This is a genomic window from Bacillota bacterium (genome assembly GCA_040754315.1).
Classification (GTDB): domain Bacteria; phylum Bacillota; class Sulfobacillia; order DUSP01; family JBFMCS01; genus JBFMCS01.
Genome location: JBFMCS010000014.1, coordinates 129,372 through 145,215 on the forward strand (window position 1 = coordinate 129,372; position 15,844 = coordinate 145,215).

The following is a 15,844-nucleotide window of genomic DNA, read 5'->3' on the forward strand; positions in this document are numbered from 1 at the left end:
CCTGCCCTGCCCATCCCTTGCTACCCTTCAACACCGCGATTCTTGGGTATCCTCACCCTCACATAGACAAAGTCCGCGTCTTCCTCCTCCTCAAGAACAGCCCCCACCCCCGACTTCCTCAAGGTAGTCACCACTTGGCGAAAGGAATTCATAAATATACGGAGATCACGGTATATGCCCAGCCGGCGGCCCCTCCCGTGTGTACCCCCCTGCTCAACGGGGCGCTTCACCAATCCGGAGACCAGCACCTCCGTCTCCTGAACCGTAAGGGACCTTGCCTCTATCTCCCGGAGGACCTCAACCTGCTGTTCCGGGGTGCGCAGCCTCAGGAGTTCCCGGGCATGCCTCTCGGTCAGGGATTCCTTTGCCAGCGCCGTCCTCACTTCTGGCGGCAGCTTCAAGAGCCGGAGCTTGTTCGCCACGGTGGACTGGCTCTTCCCAACCTTCCTAGCCAGCTCCTCCTGGGTCATCGCTATCTCCTGAAGCATTCTGTTGTAGGCCTCAGCCTCATCCAGGGGGTTCAGGTCCTCACGCTGGAGGTTCTCAACCAGAGCCATGAGCGCCTGTTCGCGCTCATCGTAGCACCTTACGATAGCGGGTATGCTCTTAAGACCGGCCTTCCTGGACGCCTTGACCCTCCGCTCCCCAGCCACCAGCTCATAGCCCTTACCCAGCCGCTTAAGGATTACCGGTTGAAGCACTCCGTGCTCCTTAATGGACTTTGCCAAGTCCTCAAGTCCAGACTCGCTGCACTCCTTCCGGGGCTGGTAGGGGTTGAACACAATCTGGTCGATGGGAACCTCGATGACCTCCTCTACCACACCCCTTCCCATCGAACGCAGCCAGTTCCTGGCCACACCCATCACCCTTCCAGCGATCTCTCTGGGTATGTTCGCCAGGTTTATGTCTCGTTCCTTCTATAGTGGCCGCTTTTCCGGGACCCCCGCTCTCCTAGGATACATCTCTGGAGTCACAGCCTCCTTCTGCACCATTACAACGCTGCGACACCCGTACCCCCCCGGCAGCTCATACAGCTGTACCGTGTGCAGCCTCCCTCCCAAGACTTCCAGGGCGCGGGCTGACGCTTTCACCTCCCCGTATGGGTCCGGACCCTTCCAGAGTCCAACCCGGCCTCCCACTCTCACCAGGGGAAGGCACCATTCCAGCACAGCTGGCATTGGGCCGGCAGCCCGGCTGACGCAGCAATCAAAGGCACCACGTAGACCGGCACGGCCAGCATCCTCCGCCCTCCCGCACTCCACCTCAACTCGACCACAGAAGGCGGCACAGGCACGCCTCAGAAAGCCCGCCTTCTTCCTGCTCACCTCCAATAACGTCACCCTAACACCAGGATTAGCCACCGCCAGGGGAACACCCGGGAAACCCCCACCGCTTCCCACGTCTATCACCCGCTCCCCGGGCATGGGGTTAAGCACGGATGTGCCAAGAAGCGCATCCATGACATGCTGGTAAACCAGCTCTCGCCAGCCGACTGGCGCCATCAGTCCCAGGAGATCCCTGTGTTCCATAAACATATCCAGAAACTGCGCGATCTCGGCCGAGACCGGATCCTGGAGGGCCAAACCCACCTCCGACGCCGCCCGGTCCAGCAACTCTCGAACCCCCTTAGCCATCCCTGCCCTCCCTCAGGAGTCCTTCCTCCCACAGTGGCCCAAGGCAGCAAGTACCAAGGCAACGTCGGCAAGAGACACCCCAGAAACCCTTAGGGCCTCCCCTACCGACGCCGGCCTAATAGCAGAGAGTTTCTGTCTTGCCTCATAAGATAATCCCTCTACCGCCCCATAGTCCATATCCGGAGGAATGAGGCGCCCCTCAAGCCTCCGGAACCGGGCCACCTCATCCCTTTGCCTGCCAATGTAACCGGCGTACTTAGTCTCCACAGCAAGCTGGTATAAAACCTCCCCAGGTAGTCGCCCCAGGGAATCGTCCAGGGCGATGAGATCCTCAATCTGGATCTCCGGGCGGCTTAACAGGTCTTTCAGCAATATCCCCCCGTGAACAGGGCTGCTGTCCCTTGCCCTGAGCAGTGCCTCCACATCTGCAGATCTCACCTGTCTCCTGGCCAGCCGTTCCTTTCCCTCGGCAATGAGACGGGATTTCTCCCGGGTCGCCCGCACCCTTTCCTCACTGGCGAGACCTACTTCAAACCCTCTCTCCGTCAACCGCAGATCCGCGTTATCCTGCCGCAGGAGCAGCCTGTACTCAGCCCGGGAAGTCAACATCCTGTAGGGTTCAGCGGTCCCCTTGGACACCAAGTCGTCCACTAGAACCCCAATGAAGGCCTCGGAGCGGTCCAGTACAAAGGCTGGCCTCCCCGCCACTGCCCTCGCCGCGTTAATCCCAGCCAGCAACCCCTGGGCAGCAGCCTCCTCGTACCCCGATGTCCCGTTAATCTGCCCAGCACAATACAACCCATCGAAGCCTTCAACCTCAAGCGCATGGGTCAGCTGGGTGGGCACCAGGCAATCATACTCAATGGCATATCCCGGCTTGGATATCACCGCATCCTCCAATCCCCTGACCGTGCGTACCATTTCCTCCTGGACCTCCACAGGAAGGCTCGTCGACAGCCCAAGAAGGTACATCTCGCCCGACGACTCTCCCTCAGGCTCAAGAAACACCTGGTGTGCAGGCCTGTCTCCGAACCGGACAATCTTATCCTCAATTGAGGGACAGTACCTGGGACCCCTGCCCTTGATCTCACCGGTGAACAGTGGCGCCCTGTGGAGATTGTCTCTTATCTTCCTATGGGTGCGCTCATTCGTGTGGGTAAGCCAACAGGGAAGGTGCGGCCTCAGGATGGCCTGGGACATGAAGGAGAAGGCCACGGGGGGATCGCTTCCCCACTGGGGCATCAGCAGGCTGAAGTCGACACTATCCCGGAGCACCCTGGGGGATGTCCCTGTCTTAAACCGTGCAAGGCCCAAGCCCAGGGACCGCAAGGCACGAGCCAGCTCCTTGCTGGATTTCTCCCCCCCTGGCCCTTCCAGCCGGCTCTCCTCTCCGGCGATTACTCGACTCTCCATGTAGACACCGGTAGTGAGCACCACTTTCGCGCACTGGACCTGTCGGCCTGACGCCAGCATAACGCCGGTCACCCGGCGCCCCTTCACCAGTACCCCCTCCACCGCGTCTTCTTCAATTCCCAGCCTTTCCTGGGCCTCCAGGGTGCTGCGCATCTCCCTGGAATACGCCGCCTTATCACATTGAACCCTTAACGCCTGCACGGCTGGACCTTTCCCGGTATTCAACATCCTGCTCTGCAGTGAGCTCCGGTCTGCGCAGACCGCCATTTGCCCCCCTAGTGCATCCAGTTCCCGTACCAGCTGGGCCTTCCCAGGCCCACCAATGGCAGGATTGCAGGGCATTAATGCTATGGAGTTCCGGTTCATGGTGACGAGAACGGTTTCACGCCCCATGCGACTGGCGGCCAGCGCCGCCTCGCAGCCCGCATGTCCCCCTCCCACGACCACAATCTCACTGTCCATGTATACCCTACTTCCCTACGCAGAACTGTGAAAAGATCCTCTCAAGCACCTCTTGGGTGACGCTTTCCCCAGTAATCTTTCCCAGGACCCTGGCAGCCGCCTCAAGATCCAGTGATGCGATGTCCAGAGGCATGCCACAATCCAGGGCACCCAGGACCCGCTCCAAGCACTCTCCGGCCTTCTCCAGAGCTCTCCCGTGTCTCACATTGGAGACCAAGACCTCCGAGGAGCAGCCCCGAGGCACCGCTGCCTGTTTAATGGCAGTTTCCAGACCCGCAATATTAGTCCCGAGGAGTGCCGATACCTGGATGACTGGCCTTCCCGTCTCCGACCTGAGGGAATCAATGTCCACGCGCTTAGACCCCAGGTCCGCCTTATTCACCACAATCACCCTGTTCATGTCCCTCGTCAGCTCGAGTACCTGGCGATCCTCGCTCTTTATTCCCGTTGAGTCGTCCAGCACCACCAGGGCAACGTCTGCTGACGCCATGGCATCCCTGCTCCTTTGGACCCCCAGGCCTTCTATCTCGTCCGTGGTCTCCCTCAAGCCTGCCGTGTCCAAGAACACCACGGGTATGCCCTTAATGTTCGCTGCGTCTTCGATTACATCCCTGGTCGTGCCCGCCTTTGCCGTGACGATGGCCCTGTCCTTCCGCAGCAAGGCATTCAAGAGGGATGACTTGCCTGTGTTCGGCTTCCCCAGGATCGCAACTCTAACCCCGTCCCTCATTACCCGGCCCGTCGCAAACGTGGACAGCATCCCCTCGATCTCCCCACGGGCCAGTACGCAGCAGGCCTTCACGTCTTGGAGGTCCGGCCCTTCAACGTCATCGCAGAAGTCCGTTCCGGCAGTCACCAGGGCCAGCGCATCTAGAATGATGTCGCGCACCCTCTGCACCTTGCGGGATAGCCCTCCCTCAACCTGCCTAATGGCCACATCAAGGCCCTGGGGCGTCCTGGCGTTCACGATGTCAAGCACCGCCTCCGCCTGGGCCAGGTCAATCCTGCCGTTCAGAAAGGCCCTCCTGGTGAATTCCCCGGGCTGGGCCACCCGCGCGCCTCCACTGGCCAGGGCTTGCAGGACCGCGCCGAGGACGGCGCTGCCCCCGTGACACTGAAACTCCACAACGTCCTCCCCCGTGTAGGTCCGAGGGCCTCTCATCACTGCTAACAGTACCTGATCAATCCTCTTCCCGGTGCCTGGATCCACCACCCATCCCAGGGAAAGGCTGTGCGACGGCGCCTCCCGGGGTGACCTCCTGCCCCTGAAGACCCGGACAGCCAGGGGAATTGCCTCAGGACCGGACACCCTCACAATGCCGATGCCGCCGATCCCGGGCGCAGTGGCTATCGCCGCTATCGTGTCAGGCACGGCCTAACCTCCTCATAATACACATAACCCCGAGCCCACGTCCCTGAGCAAGCAGGATTGGGCTTCGGGGTAGCCTGACTCGTCCGCCCTTAGCTCATTTCTGGGCTGATCACAACCCTGCGGTACGGCTCCTCTCCCTCAGAAGCCGTAGTCACCCTGGAGTTGGACTGCAGCGTCATATGTACTATCTTTCGCTCGTGAGCCGTCATGGGCTCCAGAACCACCCTACGGCCTGTCCGGGCTGCCCTATCCGCCATTTGCTCAGCTAGCCGCTCCAGGCTCCTGGCCCGCCGTTTCCGGTAACCCTCTACATCCAGGATGATCCTGGCCTTCTCTCCACAGGCCCGGCTGGCGGCCACATTCACAAGGTACTGCAAGGCATCCAACGTCTGTCCCCTGCGCCCAATGAGTAAGGCTGCCTCTTCGCCCTCGATATCCACTGCAATCGAATCCTCACCGGCGCTGGCCTTGATAGTTACTTTCACGCCCATGGCCCCAAGGACCTCCTCGATAAAGTCCATGGCGAACCGGTCTTTGTCCTCGCAGCGGGGCACGATCTTCACGACGGCTTCCTTCCCGCCAATGAGCCCGAAGAGCGGCTTCGCCGGTGCCTCGATGACCTCCACATCTACCCGGTCCCTTGGAAGCCCCAACTCGTTTAGACCAGTCTCAATGGCCTCTTCGACCGTCTTTCCCCTGGCCTCAATGGCCTTCATAACCAAAGCCAGCACCTCCCTCTAGTCCGCCTTCTTCATCCCGATCACATACTGCTCGGCCACCCCAAACAAGTTGCCCACCACCCAGTACAGCGAAAGGCCTGCGGCAAAACGCGTGCTGAACCACCCTATCAATAGCGGCATTGCGTAGAGCATCGTCGCCTGCGCGCCCTCTTGCCCACCCATGCTGGACACCTTGGACTGCCAGAAAGTGGTGACCGCTGCAAGTACCGGCAGGATGTAGAAGGGATCAGGAAGACCTAGGTTTGACAGCCACAGGAAGTTCGATGGCCCTTGGTAGGGATAATTCTCCAGCACTCTGAACAGGGCGATTATGAACGGGAATTGCAGGAGCAAGGGGAGACACCCGGCCAGAGGATTAACCTTGTTGGCCTTATACAATTCCATGGTTTCCTTGTTCAGACGCGGCTGGTCGTTCTTATACTTCTTCTTGAGTTCTTCCACCTTGGGGCTGAGATCCCTCATCTTCTTCATCGACCGCACCTGCGACTGCGTAAGAGGCAATAGCAGCGTCCGTATGGCAATGGTAAGCAATATGATAGCGACCCCGTAGTTGCCTGTCCAGCTGTAGAACTGCTCGATCCCCTGCATCAGAACCCTGCCAATTCCATCAAGCAAGGGAAATACCTCCTTTTCCCATCCTCACTACTACTGCCATTATTCCGGGTTCCATATACTCAGGGGACCGGATCATACCCTCCCGGGTTCCACGGACCACACTTCAATAGCCGCATGGCGCTGAGGCCGAGTCCTCGCCGGATCCCGTGTTTCTCCACAGATTCAAGGGCGTACTGTGAACAGCTCGGGTAGAACCGGCAACTCGGCCGCCTGATTGGGGACAAGAAACGCCGGTACAAGCCTATGGCCCCCACCACCAGCGATTTCAATCCGAGCCACCCTCCTTAAGCACCCCGGCCTGCCTAAGCAGCGGGCATAGTCTCTCACGAATTTGACCCGGCTTCAACGCTCTCGCAGCGCCTCTCACTACGACAACAACGTGCACGTTGTCTTCCAGATAATCAACTAGAGGCCGGAAGGCCTCCCGGCAACGCCTCTTCAAGAGGTTCCTGGTCACCGCGCCTCCAAGACGCTTGCCCGCAGCGAAACCTACCTTCGTGCCACCGTGCGGTACACCCCGCACGTACAGCACAAAGGCCGCATCCACGTACCTGTCCCCCGACGAACACGCACTGCGAAACTGGCCGGGCCTCCGCAGGCGCAAGTTCTTCCTTAACATCTTTGACCGCCTACGGTTTCAGGCGGTCAGTCGCTTGCGACCCTTGGCTCTCCTAGCCCTGAGAACCCTTCGCCCGGACGGGGTCCTCATCCTCCTGCGAAAACCGTGAACCCTAGCTCTCTTTCGCCGCTTCGGCTGATATGTCCTTTTCATTCCGGGAACCTCCCAAACCAAGACCTTCAACGTCTTCGAAGATTATATCCCAACCCAATTTTACAGTCAAGAAATCCGCTCGCTATTGCCCACTCTAGCGCGCTTTTCTTGAGCCCTTCTCCCTTCCCCTATCCCTAGGCCGAACCCCTGGCCGTGTTGATATGCCCCGCCGATTCTGCTATCATCTAGATGGCGACAATGACGCCCCCCGGCGATGGCAGCTGGGGTTGCCTCGCCCTACCAGGGGTTTTCTTGTTTCCCAGTTAGGCGCTCCACTTATACACAGCTGTGAATAAACCTGTGAATAACTTGTTGATGGTCTATAAATGTCAAAACCTGACACCAATTCGACGCACTCCAGCATTCTTGGACTATCGCTAAAGGCTATTCACTGGTTACCGGATCCGTATCACTTGTGTAGCAGGAGCTTTTCCGAGCCTTTCGCTTCTAACCACGGACTTGAATAGTGATCATGAAAGCCGCCGAGCGAATCCTGCTATTTCCCGTATGCGCAAACGAGGCTGCACATTCAATGGCAAGGGGGGCTCGGACTCTTGAACCCAGACCTCACGGAAATGTGGGACAGAACCCTGCAAGTCATGGAGAAGGAACTCCTGAAGCCCAGTTTCGAGACCTGGTTAAAGAATACCAAGCCGCTAGCGTTCTACGGTGACACCATTGTGCTCGGCGTCGCCAACGAGTTTGCCAAGGACTGGATGGAATCGCGCTATTCTCCCTTGATTCGACGTGTGCTGCACGAGATAACTCATAAGGAGATCAACCTCAAGTTTGTTGTTCCTCCCTCCATGGAGATATCCGCAACCCAGGATGTAGATGCCCCTCCACTAAATCACCACACAAATCTGAACTCTACCGTTGTTAGGCCCTTGAACCCTAAGTACACTTTTGACAGCTTTGTTGTGGGCAACTCTAACCGATTTGCCCACGCAGCCGCGCTGGCTGTGGCGGAAGCCCCAGCCAAGGCCTATAACCCCCTTTTTCTCTATGGAGGTGTCGGGCTTGGCAAGACCCATCTTATGCATGCCATCGGTCACTTCGTCTTCCGGCAGCAACCTTCTGCCAGCGTAGTCTACGCTTCCTCCGAGACCTTCACAAATGAACTAATAAATGCAATCAGGGACCACAGGACCATAGACTTCAGGGCACGTTATCGCAGCGTTGACGTGCTCCTAGTGGATGACATCCAGTTCCTTGCTGGGAAGGAGACTACGCAGGAGGAGTTCTTCCATACCTTTGATGCGCTGCATGCCGCCAACAAGCAAATCGTAATCTCTAGTGACCGCCCTCCTAAAGAAATCTCCACTCTTGAGGACCGACTTCGCTCCCGGTTCGAGTGGGGACTAACATCGGATATCCAGCCTCCAGACCTGGAAACCCGGATAGCGATTCTCAGAAAGAAGGCTAAGGCAGAAGGGCTTGCCATGCCTCATGACGTTATGGGCTTCGTTGCCTCCCAGTTCGACTCGAATATCCGGGAACTGGAGGGTGCATTCATCAGGATCGTTGCCTATGCCTCTCTTAGTAAACAAGAGATCTCGCTAGAACTCGCCCATACCGCTCTGAAGGACATGCTCCCATCAGGTGCCGACCGCAGCATTACCATCACCCTGATCCAGCAGGTTGTGGCTGATCACTATGGCCTGGACGTCGCTGAGTTGAAGGTTAAGAAACGCACCAGAGCAGTGGCCTTTCCACGCCAGGTTGCTATGTATCTATCCCGTGAACTCACCAACTGCTCGCTTCCCCGCATTGGAGAGGAATTTGGGGGCCGTGACCATACCACCGTCATGCACGCCTGCGAGAAGATCTCCTCTGACATGAAGGGCGATCCTTCCCTCCAGTCCACTCTCTCCCGCCTCGTGATGCGGATCCGGGGGGCATGACCTGTTGATAACGCGGTGGATATCCTGGGTGTTTCCTGGGGACTTTCCTGTTAATAACTGCCGCGGTCCTGACTTTCCCACATCACAGCATTCTAATACTGGAACTTCCCACAGCATTGTGCACAAGCATCTAGGTGTTCCATACAGCATCTCATGGGGTTATACACACAATCCACAGGCCCTACGACTACTACTACTTCTAGCTATTAAGAATATCATTAGTAGCTTAAGACCCTGTCCCCCTAGACCTAGAAAGGAACTAACCCCGTGGCAATCGAATTAAGGACTCCATGGCTTCCCTAAGGGGGGTTCACGCGTGCGCTTTCACGTGTCTCAGTCCGACATCCTCACCGGTGTCCAGACAGTGCAGCGGGCTGTGTCAACACAGACTATTGTCCCAGTCCTTTCCGGCATCCTCCTCGATGCTGAGGAAGAACACGTGCGACTGTCCGGAACAGACACACAGATCCGTATTGAATGGAAAACACCGGCCCGAGTAGAGGAGCCAGGCAAGGTCGTGCTACCAGTCAAGTATCTCGCGGAAATGCTGCGCAGGACGCCGGATACCGAGGTATCGATAGCAGTGGGCGAGGCTTCCCTAGCTGAGATCACATGGGGAGGGGCTCACTACGTGGTACACGGCCTTCCCGCGGAAGGGTTCCCCGAGTTAAAGACACCACAGAACCTAACCCAGATTGAGACAACTCAAGGGGTCATACGGTCCCTCATAAGGCGAACGGTGTTTGCCAGCGCCCGGGATGAATCGAGGATACTCCTCACGGGTGTTCTGTTCAAGGCATCTAGGGGAAAGATAGACATGGTGGCGACGGACGGTGTCAGGCTCAGCAAGGTGAGCGCTCGGTTTGGAGGTGACCTCGGAGATGTGGAGGCAATAATACCCTCGAGGGCGCTAGGAGAAATGGCAAGACTCTGTTCGGGCCATGAAGATGAGCCGGGGATCCTCTCCATAGGCCCAAAGAATGTTTTATTAGAGGTAGGAGGAGCAAGGCTCGCATCCAGCCTGATTGAGGGTCAGTACCCGGAGTATGAGAGGGTTATGCCGAGGGACTTTGCCAGCGTTCTCACGGTAGAGAGAAATGCACTTCATGATGCGCTGGACAGGGCTGGTCTGGTCTCCCAGTCCTCCAACGCTGTGAGGCTCCGAGCGAGGGATGGGCGCATAAACATCTCAGCGCATGCCCCGGCGGTGGGACAGGGGGTCGAGGAGATAGAGGGGCTTATACAAGGTTCGGATATGGAGATTTCCTTCAACGCGCGATACGTTACTGAGGGACTGAAGGCCTTTGACTCCGGCGACATCCTCGTCCAGGTGCCTGGCCCCGACAAGGCAACGGTTATAAAGGCACCGGGGGATGATGACTTTGTCTACCTTGTGCTGCCTCTGAAGATAGGATGAGTCTACCTGGAAAGAAGTGAAAAATCGCATTGCGGGAAGAAGAGGTATTCATCAGGGGTGATCACATAGCCCTGGACGCCTTGCTGAAGTGGTCCGGAGCGGTTGACACTGGCGGAAGGGCAAAAACGCTGATCCAGTCAGGCATGATAAAGCTCAACGGGGTCGTTGAAACACGCAGATCGAGTAAGGTGAGCGTTGGCTCCGTGGTGGATGCCGGAGGACTGGGAGTCTTCAGAGTGTGCAGTGAGGATAAAAGGAAGTGAAGATAGAAAGCCTTTACCTCCAGGACTTTCGCAACTACGAAACCTTACGCTTGGACCTGGCTCCAGGCCTTAATGTTTTCGTTGGGGAAAACGCGGCAGGAAAGACTAACATTCTTGAGGCCGCCTACCTTCTATCCACCGCCAGGTCCCACCGTGGTAGCCACGATGCCGAAATGGTCCGGTGGGGACAGCTTGGCTATTCAGCCGGCGCCACGGTGATTAGGGAAGCACTCTGCAGTGTCAAGGTAGGGTTACGCTACAGCGGTGAGAAGAGACGCAAGACAGCAGTAGTGGAGGGCTTAGCCCAGCCCAGCATCGGAGCCATGCTGGGGAAGCTAAACACTGTAGTGTTCTCCCCTGACGATATGGACCTCTTCAAGGGAGGGCCTTCAACCCGCAGGCGCTACATAGATCGCCAGATCTCCCAGATCGATACCGTCTACTACAGGTACCTCGTAACCTACCACAGGGTCCTGGCACAGAGAAACGCCCTTCTGCGTGATCGTAAGAGCGCTACTGATGAGGCACTTGAGACTTGGGACGAGCAGTTGGCCGAGGCTGGGGCGAAGATCATTCACAGGAGACAGAGGGTTATATCTGACCTTGATCAGCGAGCCAGAGAGTTCCACTATGAGCTTGCAGGGACGCCCGAGAAACTCACCTTGGCATATTCACCCTCCGTCAAGGCCGGGTACCACCAAGAGCCGGGGATGATCCGGAGTACGATGGCGAAGGCCTTGAATGCTTTCAGGAGACGGGAGATTGCCCGGGGGGTAACCCTCATTGGTCCTCACAGGGACGACATCCGGTTCTGCCTTGAAGGGTCGCTGGTGGAGGATTTTGGCTCACAGGGGCAGCGAAGGACCACTGTGCTAAGCCTTAAGCTCGCAGAGGTTGATCTGATGGAGGCGGAGACTGGAGAAAGACCAGTGCTACTTCTTGATGATGTTGCCTCAGAACTGGACCCCACGCGCCGGGAGTTCCTGGTGAGGTCTATCAGCGGCAGATCCCAGGTGGTGCTCACCACAACAAGCCTGGAGGACCTCGGGGACCTTGGGAATGATGCGAATCTCTTCTCCGTAAGGCGAGGCCAGGTTAGCGCCCTGTAGACAGCAGCCTTGCCTCGGACAAGGGGCCTGCCCGTGAGGCATTGACTGGAGGAATAGCCTTGGCTTCCCGCTCAGGCAGAGCACCCTCGAGGGGCCGGGTCAAGCATGGCATGACCCGGCTTGGGGATATGCTTGGCCCTGTAGTGGACTCCCTTGGGATCGGTCCAAACCTCAAGACCCAGCGCGCGATATCCCTGTGGGCCGAGGTCGCTGGCAGCACCGTATCGAAGAAATCCAGGGCCATCAGGGTGAGCGAGGGCATCCTGTTCGTATCAGTCGAGAGCGCTGCCTGGGCTCACCAGCTCACACTATTCCGTACCCGTTTTCTGAAGAAGTTCGCTGAACAACTGGGCCCTGGGATCATTAGAGACATTCACTTCTCCCCGGCCAGGTACGTCCCGGTGGTCCAGGAGGACACCTCTAAGCACGAGGAGGCTTTACCCGTTACCAGAGAGGACCTTGAGGTTGCGGAGAAGGCTGCCGGTACGCTGGCCCAACCCCCCCTCAGGCGGGCATTTACCAGGGCATTGATTAAGGCCCTACAGGCTACCAGGAGACAAGAACGAGCAGGTTGCCCGAGGTGTACCGCATGCGGTATACACCATCCCGAGGTCATGCAAGGCCAGTGCCCGTTTTGCCAGCAGAACCTTGTGCAATCTACTAGAGGGATGATCCGGAGGCTTGTCATGGAGCCCTGGCTGAGCGCTGATGCGCTGGGGACCCCCTCACCGGAGAGGGACGCAGCTTACCGGTGCGCCAAGGAAACACTCAAAAAGGCATGGGAAGAAGAAGCAAGAGCTAGGTTCCAGGCTGGAGAGGTGTCCAAGGCCAGGAACTCTGCCCTGGGACTCGCTCTTCTGGCTTCGGGCAAGGCTCCAGGGGACTTGACCGAGGAAGATCTGAGAAGGCATCTGGCGGGAACACTAGTGGAAATCTGGTTGTCGCGCCCGCGGGATACGGGGAAGGGGAGGGTTTCCAGTTGAGGACAGCGAAGATAACCCGTGAAAACAAGAACGGCATTCCCGGAGGATTCCGGCTTACCCTCAGGCCCGAGGCAAGCCCCACGCTGGTTCACGTTGGAGGAGACGAGATCATATACTCCGAGTCCATTGTGGCTATTCTCCACAAGTCAGCGGTGGAGACCTCCCGAGACACACAAGAGGCTGTCGAGGTAGTAGCAAGCGAGGGGAGGGCTACGGATGTCTCCAGCGGCACCCCTGAAGCATTCATCTTCACCTCCGCCGGAGTCATCCTATGTCCGGTTACACCTCCGACACTGAGGAAGAGGATAACTGGGACTGAGTAGGTGTTCCGGGGGAATGGGAGGTTAGAACCTTGCCGGAGAACGACAAATCTCTAGGCGAAGAACTCAAAGAGAACTACGATGAGACACAGATCCAAGTACTAGAGGGGCTTGAGGCGGTCCGGAAGAGGCCTGGAATGTACGTGGGAAGCACCGGCCCCAGGGGACTTCACCATCTCGTATTTGAGGTGGTGGACAACAGCATTGACGAGGCTCTTGCCGGCTTCTGTACAGACATCAAGGTCGTTCTCCACAAGGACAACTCGGTGACCGTCGTTGACAACGGGCGGGGAATACCAGTGAAGATCCAGCCCAAGGTGGGAAGGCCCGCGGTGGAAGTGGCGCTTACAATGCTCCATGCTGGAGGGAAGTTTGGCGGAGGGGGCTACAAGGTTAGCGGAGGCCTCCATGGTGTGGGCGTATCTGTGGTCAACGCACTCTCCGAGTGGCTGCAGGTGGAGGTCAAGCGGGACGGTGGTGTGTTCTGCCAGCGTTACAGCAGGGGCCATCCCGTAACCGATCTCGAGAGGACTGGGGCCTCCCAGACCACTGGGACAAAGGTAACCTTCAAGCCGGACCCCGAAGTATTTGAGACCATAGAATTCAACGCAGACATCATTGCCCAGAGACTGAGGGAACTGGCATTCTTGAACCAAGGCCTAAGAATCTCCCTCCACGATGAGAGGGATGGGGAGAAGACACAGTACCGCTACGAGGGTGGTATTACCGCCTTTGTTCAGAACCTTGGCAAGAACAAGGATGTCCTGCATAGCAAGCCCATCTACCTAAAGACGCAGAAGAACGGGCTGGAAATAGAGTGCGCCCTGCAGTACAACCAAGGCTACGTGGAGAACATCCTATCCTACGCCAACACCATCAGAACCCATGAGGGTGGCACCCACGAGGCCGGCTTCAAGACGGCACTTACCAGGGTAATCAACGACTACGCCAGGCGTACCGGAGCCCTGAAGGAGTCGGAGCCCAACCTCTCCGGAGACGACATCAGGGAAGGTCTCACTGCGGTGATCCATGTGAAAATGGAGAACGCGCAATTTGAGGGCCAGACCAAGACCAAACTGGGCAACAGCGAGGTTGCTGGTCTGGTCAACTCCGTAACGGGCGAAGGCGTGGCTACATTCCTGGAGGAGCACCCGTCTGTGGTCAAGCGCATCGTGGAGAAGGCGGTGAGTGCCGCCCGGGCACGGGAGGCCGCCAGGAAAGCCAGGGACCTGGTGAGGAGAAAGAATGCCCTGGAGGTGACGTCTCTCCCTGGAAAACTCACCGACTGCAGTGTCAAGGACCCCGCTCTGGCTGAACTCTTTCTCGTTGAGGGGGATTCAGCCGGAGGCTCCGCCAAGCAAGGCCGGGATAGGCGCTTCCAGGCTATCTTGCCGCTTAGGGGCAAGATCCTCAACGTCGAGAAGTCCCGCATGGACAAGATCCTGAGCCACGAGGAGATCAGGGCGCTCATCACCGCTCTCGGTACAGGCATCGGGGAGGAGCTTGACATCAGCAAGGCCCGCTACCACCGGGTGATAATCATGAGCGTGGACGGGGACGAGTGCTGTCTTGTCAAGAAGGCAGAGCGGGTGGAGTCGGTCCGCGCTGGCGCTTTCATTGACGAATGCCTGGATGGCCTCAGGAGCATCCAAGACTACGAGGTGGCCTGTTTCTGCCCTGAGACACTCCAGTCTGTATTCAAGCCCATTTGCTCCGTTATCAGGCACCCCATCCACGAGCCGCTGCACGAGGTCTCAACGGCATGCGGAAGGTCGGTCCGGATCACGTCCTCCCACAGTGTCTTCGTTTACCGGGGGGGCATGGTACAGCTGGCCAAGGGAAGCGAGATACGCCCCGGTGACCTCCTGGTCGCCCCGGGCCGGTTAGACTTTCAAGGAACGCCAGGCGGAACCCCTGGGAGCCTTAAAGGCCTGGCAGCGGGATTTGGCGGAAAGGACAGCGGCTATCTCCCCGCCGCTGCCCTATCTAGCCAGGAGGGGAGACGCGCTTTCCTCAGGGGACTCTTCCAGGCCTCCGGTTCCGTCAACTGCGGGGGTATCGACTTTCCGGCAAGATCCAGGGAAATGGCTTCGCACCTTGCCTATCTTATGCTTGGAGAAGGGATCAGCCCCCTTATCAGTGAGAACGGCAGCAGGCTGAGCATTCGTGGCAGGGATTCCCTGGCCTCCCTTAGGACCGTATGGGCGGGACACCCAGACCAGGGGAGGGTGGAAGACATCCTGTCGGGAGCCGAGACCGAGCCGCCGCACGTCACCGCCATCGGCGGGGACCTCATCGCAACACCTGTGGTATCGTCAAGGCAGGTACACGGAACAAGCCAGGTCTACGACTTCTCCGTAGAGGGCCACGAGAACTTCTTCGCGGGTCTGGGTGGCATATGCTGCCACAATACCGACGCTGACGTCGATGGTGCCCACATAAGAACCCTTCTCCTGACCTTCTTCTTCCGCCATATGGCTCCCCTCATCGAGGCGGGTTACGTGTACGCGGCGCAGCCCCCACTCTTCCTCGCAAAGAAGGGGAAAGAGGAGAAGTATCTCTACTCTGAACAGGCCCTCCAACAGCACTTGAATGACTCTGGGCATGACGGGGCAACCATCCAGCGATACAAGGGCCTGGGAGAGATGAACCCAGAGCAGCTGTGGAGCACCACCATGAACCCGGAGACTCGCACGCTGCTCCAGGTGACGGTACGAGACGCGCTACACGCGGACCAGATCTTCACCATTCTCATGGGTGACAAGGTAGAGCCGCGGAGAGAGTTCATCCAAGCCCACGCCGATAAGGTGAGGTTCCTGGATACCATAGGTTAAGTAGAG

16 protein-coding genes are annotated in these 15,844 nt (G+C 58.0%); 7 read left to right on the forward strand and 9 right to left on the reverse strand.

The features are described 5' to 3' along the window. Positions 1-20: 20 nt before the first annotated feature. The 9 genes from AB1576_03095 to rpmH all read right to left on the reverse strand — a co-directional run bounded on the left by AB1576_03095 (position 21) and on the right by rpmH (position 7,008). Positions 21-857: a ParB/RepB/Spo0J family partition protein gene (locus AB1576_03095; protein ID MEW6080776.1), complete on the reverse strand. Its 837-nt coding sequence runs from the start codon at positions 855-857 to the stop codon at positions 21-23. 60 nt (positions 858-917) lie between these two features. After that, positions 918-1,634, reverse strand: a complete 717-nt coding sequence (gene rsmG, locus AB1576_03100; protein MEW6080777.1) for a 16S rRNA (guanine(527)-N(7))-methyltransferase RsmG — start codon at positions 1,632-1,634, stop codon at positions 918-920. A 12-nt stretch (positions 1,635-1,646) separates the two neighbouring features. After that, positions 1,647-3,509, reverse strand: a complete 1,863-nt coding sequence (mnmG, locus tag AB1576_03105; GenBank protein ID MEW6080778.1) for a tRNA uridine-5-carboxymethylaminomethyl(34) synthesis enzyme MnmG — start codon at positions 3,507-3,509, stop codon at positions 1,647-1,649. A 7-nt stretch (positions 3,510-3,516) separates the two neighbouring features. Then, positions 3,517-4,881: a tRNA uridine-5-carboxymethylaminomethyl(34) synthesis GTPase MnmE gene (mnmE, locus tag AB1576_03110; GenBank protein MEW6080779.1), complete on the reverse strand. Its 1,365-nt coding sequence runs from the start codon at positions 4,879-4,881 to the stop codon at positions 3,517-3,519. An 89-nt stretch (positions 4,882-4,970) separates the two neighbouring features. Next, complete coding sequence (gene jag / locus AB1576_03115; GenBank protein MEW6080780.1) at positions 4,971-5,597, reverse strand: RNA-binding cell elongation regulator Jag/EloR; 627 nt, start codon at positions 5,595-5,597, stop codon at positions 4,971-4,973. A 21-nt stretch (positions 5,598-5,618) separates the two neighbouring features. Then, positions 5,619-6,236 carry a YidC/Oxa1 family membrane protein insertase gene (locus AB1576_03120; GenBank protein ID MEW6080781.1) on the reverse strand — a complete coding sequence of 206 codons (618 nt, stop codon included), beginning with the start codon at positions 6,234-6,236 and terminating at the stop codon, positions 5,619-5,621. 59 nt (positions 6,237-6,295) lie between these two features. Then, a complete protein-coding gene (gene yidD / locus AB1576_03125; GenBank protein ID MEW6080782.1) occupies positions 6,296-6,505 on the reverse strand; it encodes a membrane protein insertion efficiency factor YidD in 210 nt (69 codons plus the stop codon). Further along, the gene (gene rnpA, locus AB1576_03130; protein MEW6080783.1) at positions 6,502-6,855 is read right to left on the reverse strand and encodes a ribonuclease P protein component; all 354 of its coding nucleotides are present in this window, start codon (positions 6,853-6,855) and stop codon (positions 6,502-6,504) included. Before rnpA ends, yidD begins: the two co-directional genes overlap by 4 nt. 18 nt (positions 6,856-6,873) lie before the next feature. Further along, the gene (gene rpmH, locus AB1576_03135) at positions 6,874-7,008 is read right to left on the reverse strand and encodes a 50S ribosomal protein L34 (GenBank protein MEW6080784.1); all 135 of its coding nucleotides are present in this window, start codon (positions 7,006-7,008) and stop codon (positions 6,874-6,876) included. 575 nt (positions 7,009-7,583) lie between these two features. On the opposite strand from rpmH, the gene dnaA reads away from it, so the two are divergent. The 7 genes from dnaA (at position 7,584) to AB1576_03170 (ending at position 15,838) form a co-directional block, all read left to right on the forward strand. Beyond that, the gene (gene dnaA, locus AB1576_03140; GenBank protein ID MEW6080785.1) at positions 7,584-8,912 is read left to right on the forward strand and encodes a chromosomal replication initiator protein DnaA; all 1,329 of its coding nucleotides are present in this window, start codon (positions 7,584-7,586) and stop codon (positions 8,910-8,912) included. A 316-nt stretch (positions 8,913-9,228) separates the two neighbouring features. After that, a complete protein-coding gene (gene dnaN, locus AB1576_03145) occupies positions 9,229-10,329 on the forward strand; it encodes a DNA polymerase III subunit beta (GenBank protein MEW6080786.1) in 1,101 nt (366 codons plus the stop codon). A 29-nt stretch (positions 10,330-10,358) separates the two neighbouring features. Continuing rightward, complete coding sequence (locus AB1576_03150) at positions 10,359-10,592, forward strand: RNA-binding S4 domain-containing protein (protein MEW6080787.1); 234 nt, start codon at positions 10,359-10,361, stop codon at positions 10,590-10,592. After that, the gene (recF, locus tag AB1576_03155) at positions 10,589-11,701 is read left to right on the forward strand and encodes a DNA replication/repair protein RecF (protein MEW6080788.1); all 1,113 of its coding nucleotides are present in this window, start codon (positions 10,589-10,591) and stop codon (positions 11,699-11,701) included. Before AB1576_03150 ends, recF begins: the two co-directional genes overlap by 4 nt. A 59-nt stretch (positions 11,702-11,760) precedes the next feature. Next, positions 11,761-12,684 carry a DUF721 domain-containing protein gene (locus AB1576_03160; GenBank protein ID MEW6080789.1) on the forward strand — a complete coding sequence of 308 codons (924 nt, stop codon included), beginning with the start codon at positions 11,761-11,763 and terminating at the stop codon, positions 12,682-12,684. Further along, complete coding sequence (locus tag AB1576_03165; GenBank protein MEW6080790.1) at positions 12,681-13,007, forward strand: extracellular matrix/biofilm biosynthesis regulator RemA family protein; 327 nt, start codon at positions 12,681-12,683, stop codon at positions 13,005-13,007. The genes AB1576_03160 and AB1576_03165 overlap by 4 nt, the downstream gene beginning before the upstream one ends. A gap of 29 nt (positions 13,008-13,036) precedes the next feature. Beyond that, on the forward strand, positions 13,037-15,838 hold the full coding sequence (locus tag AB1576_03170) for a DNA gyrase subunit B (GenBank protein ID MEW6080791.1): 2,802 nt from the start codon (positions 13,037-13,039) through the stop codon (positions 15,836-15,838). The last annotated feature ends 6 nt before the right edge of the window (positions 15,839-15,844 follow it).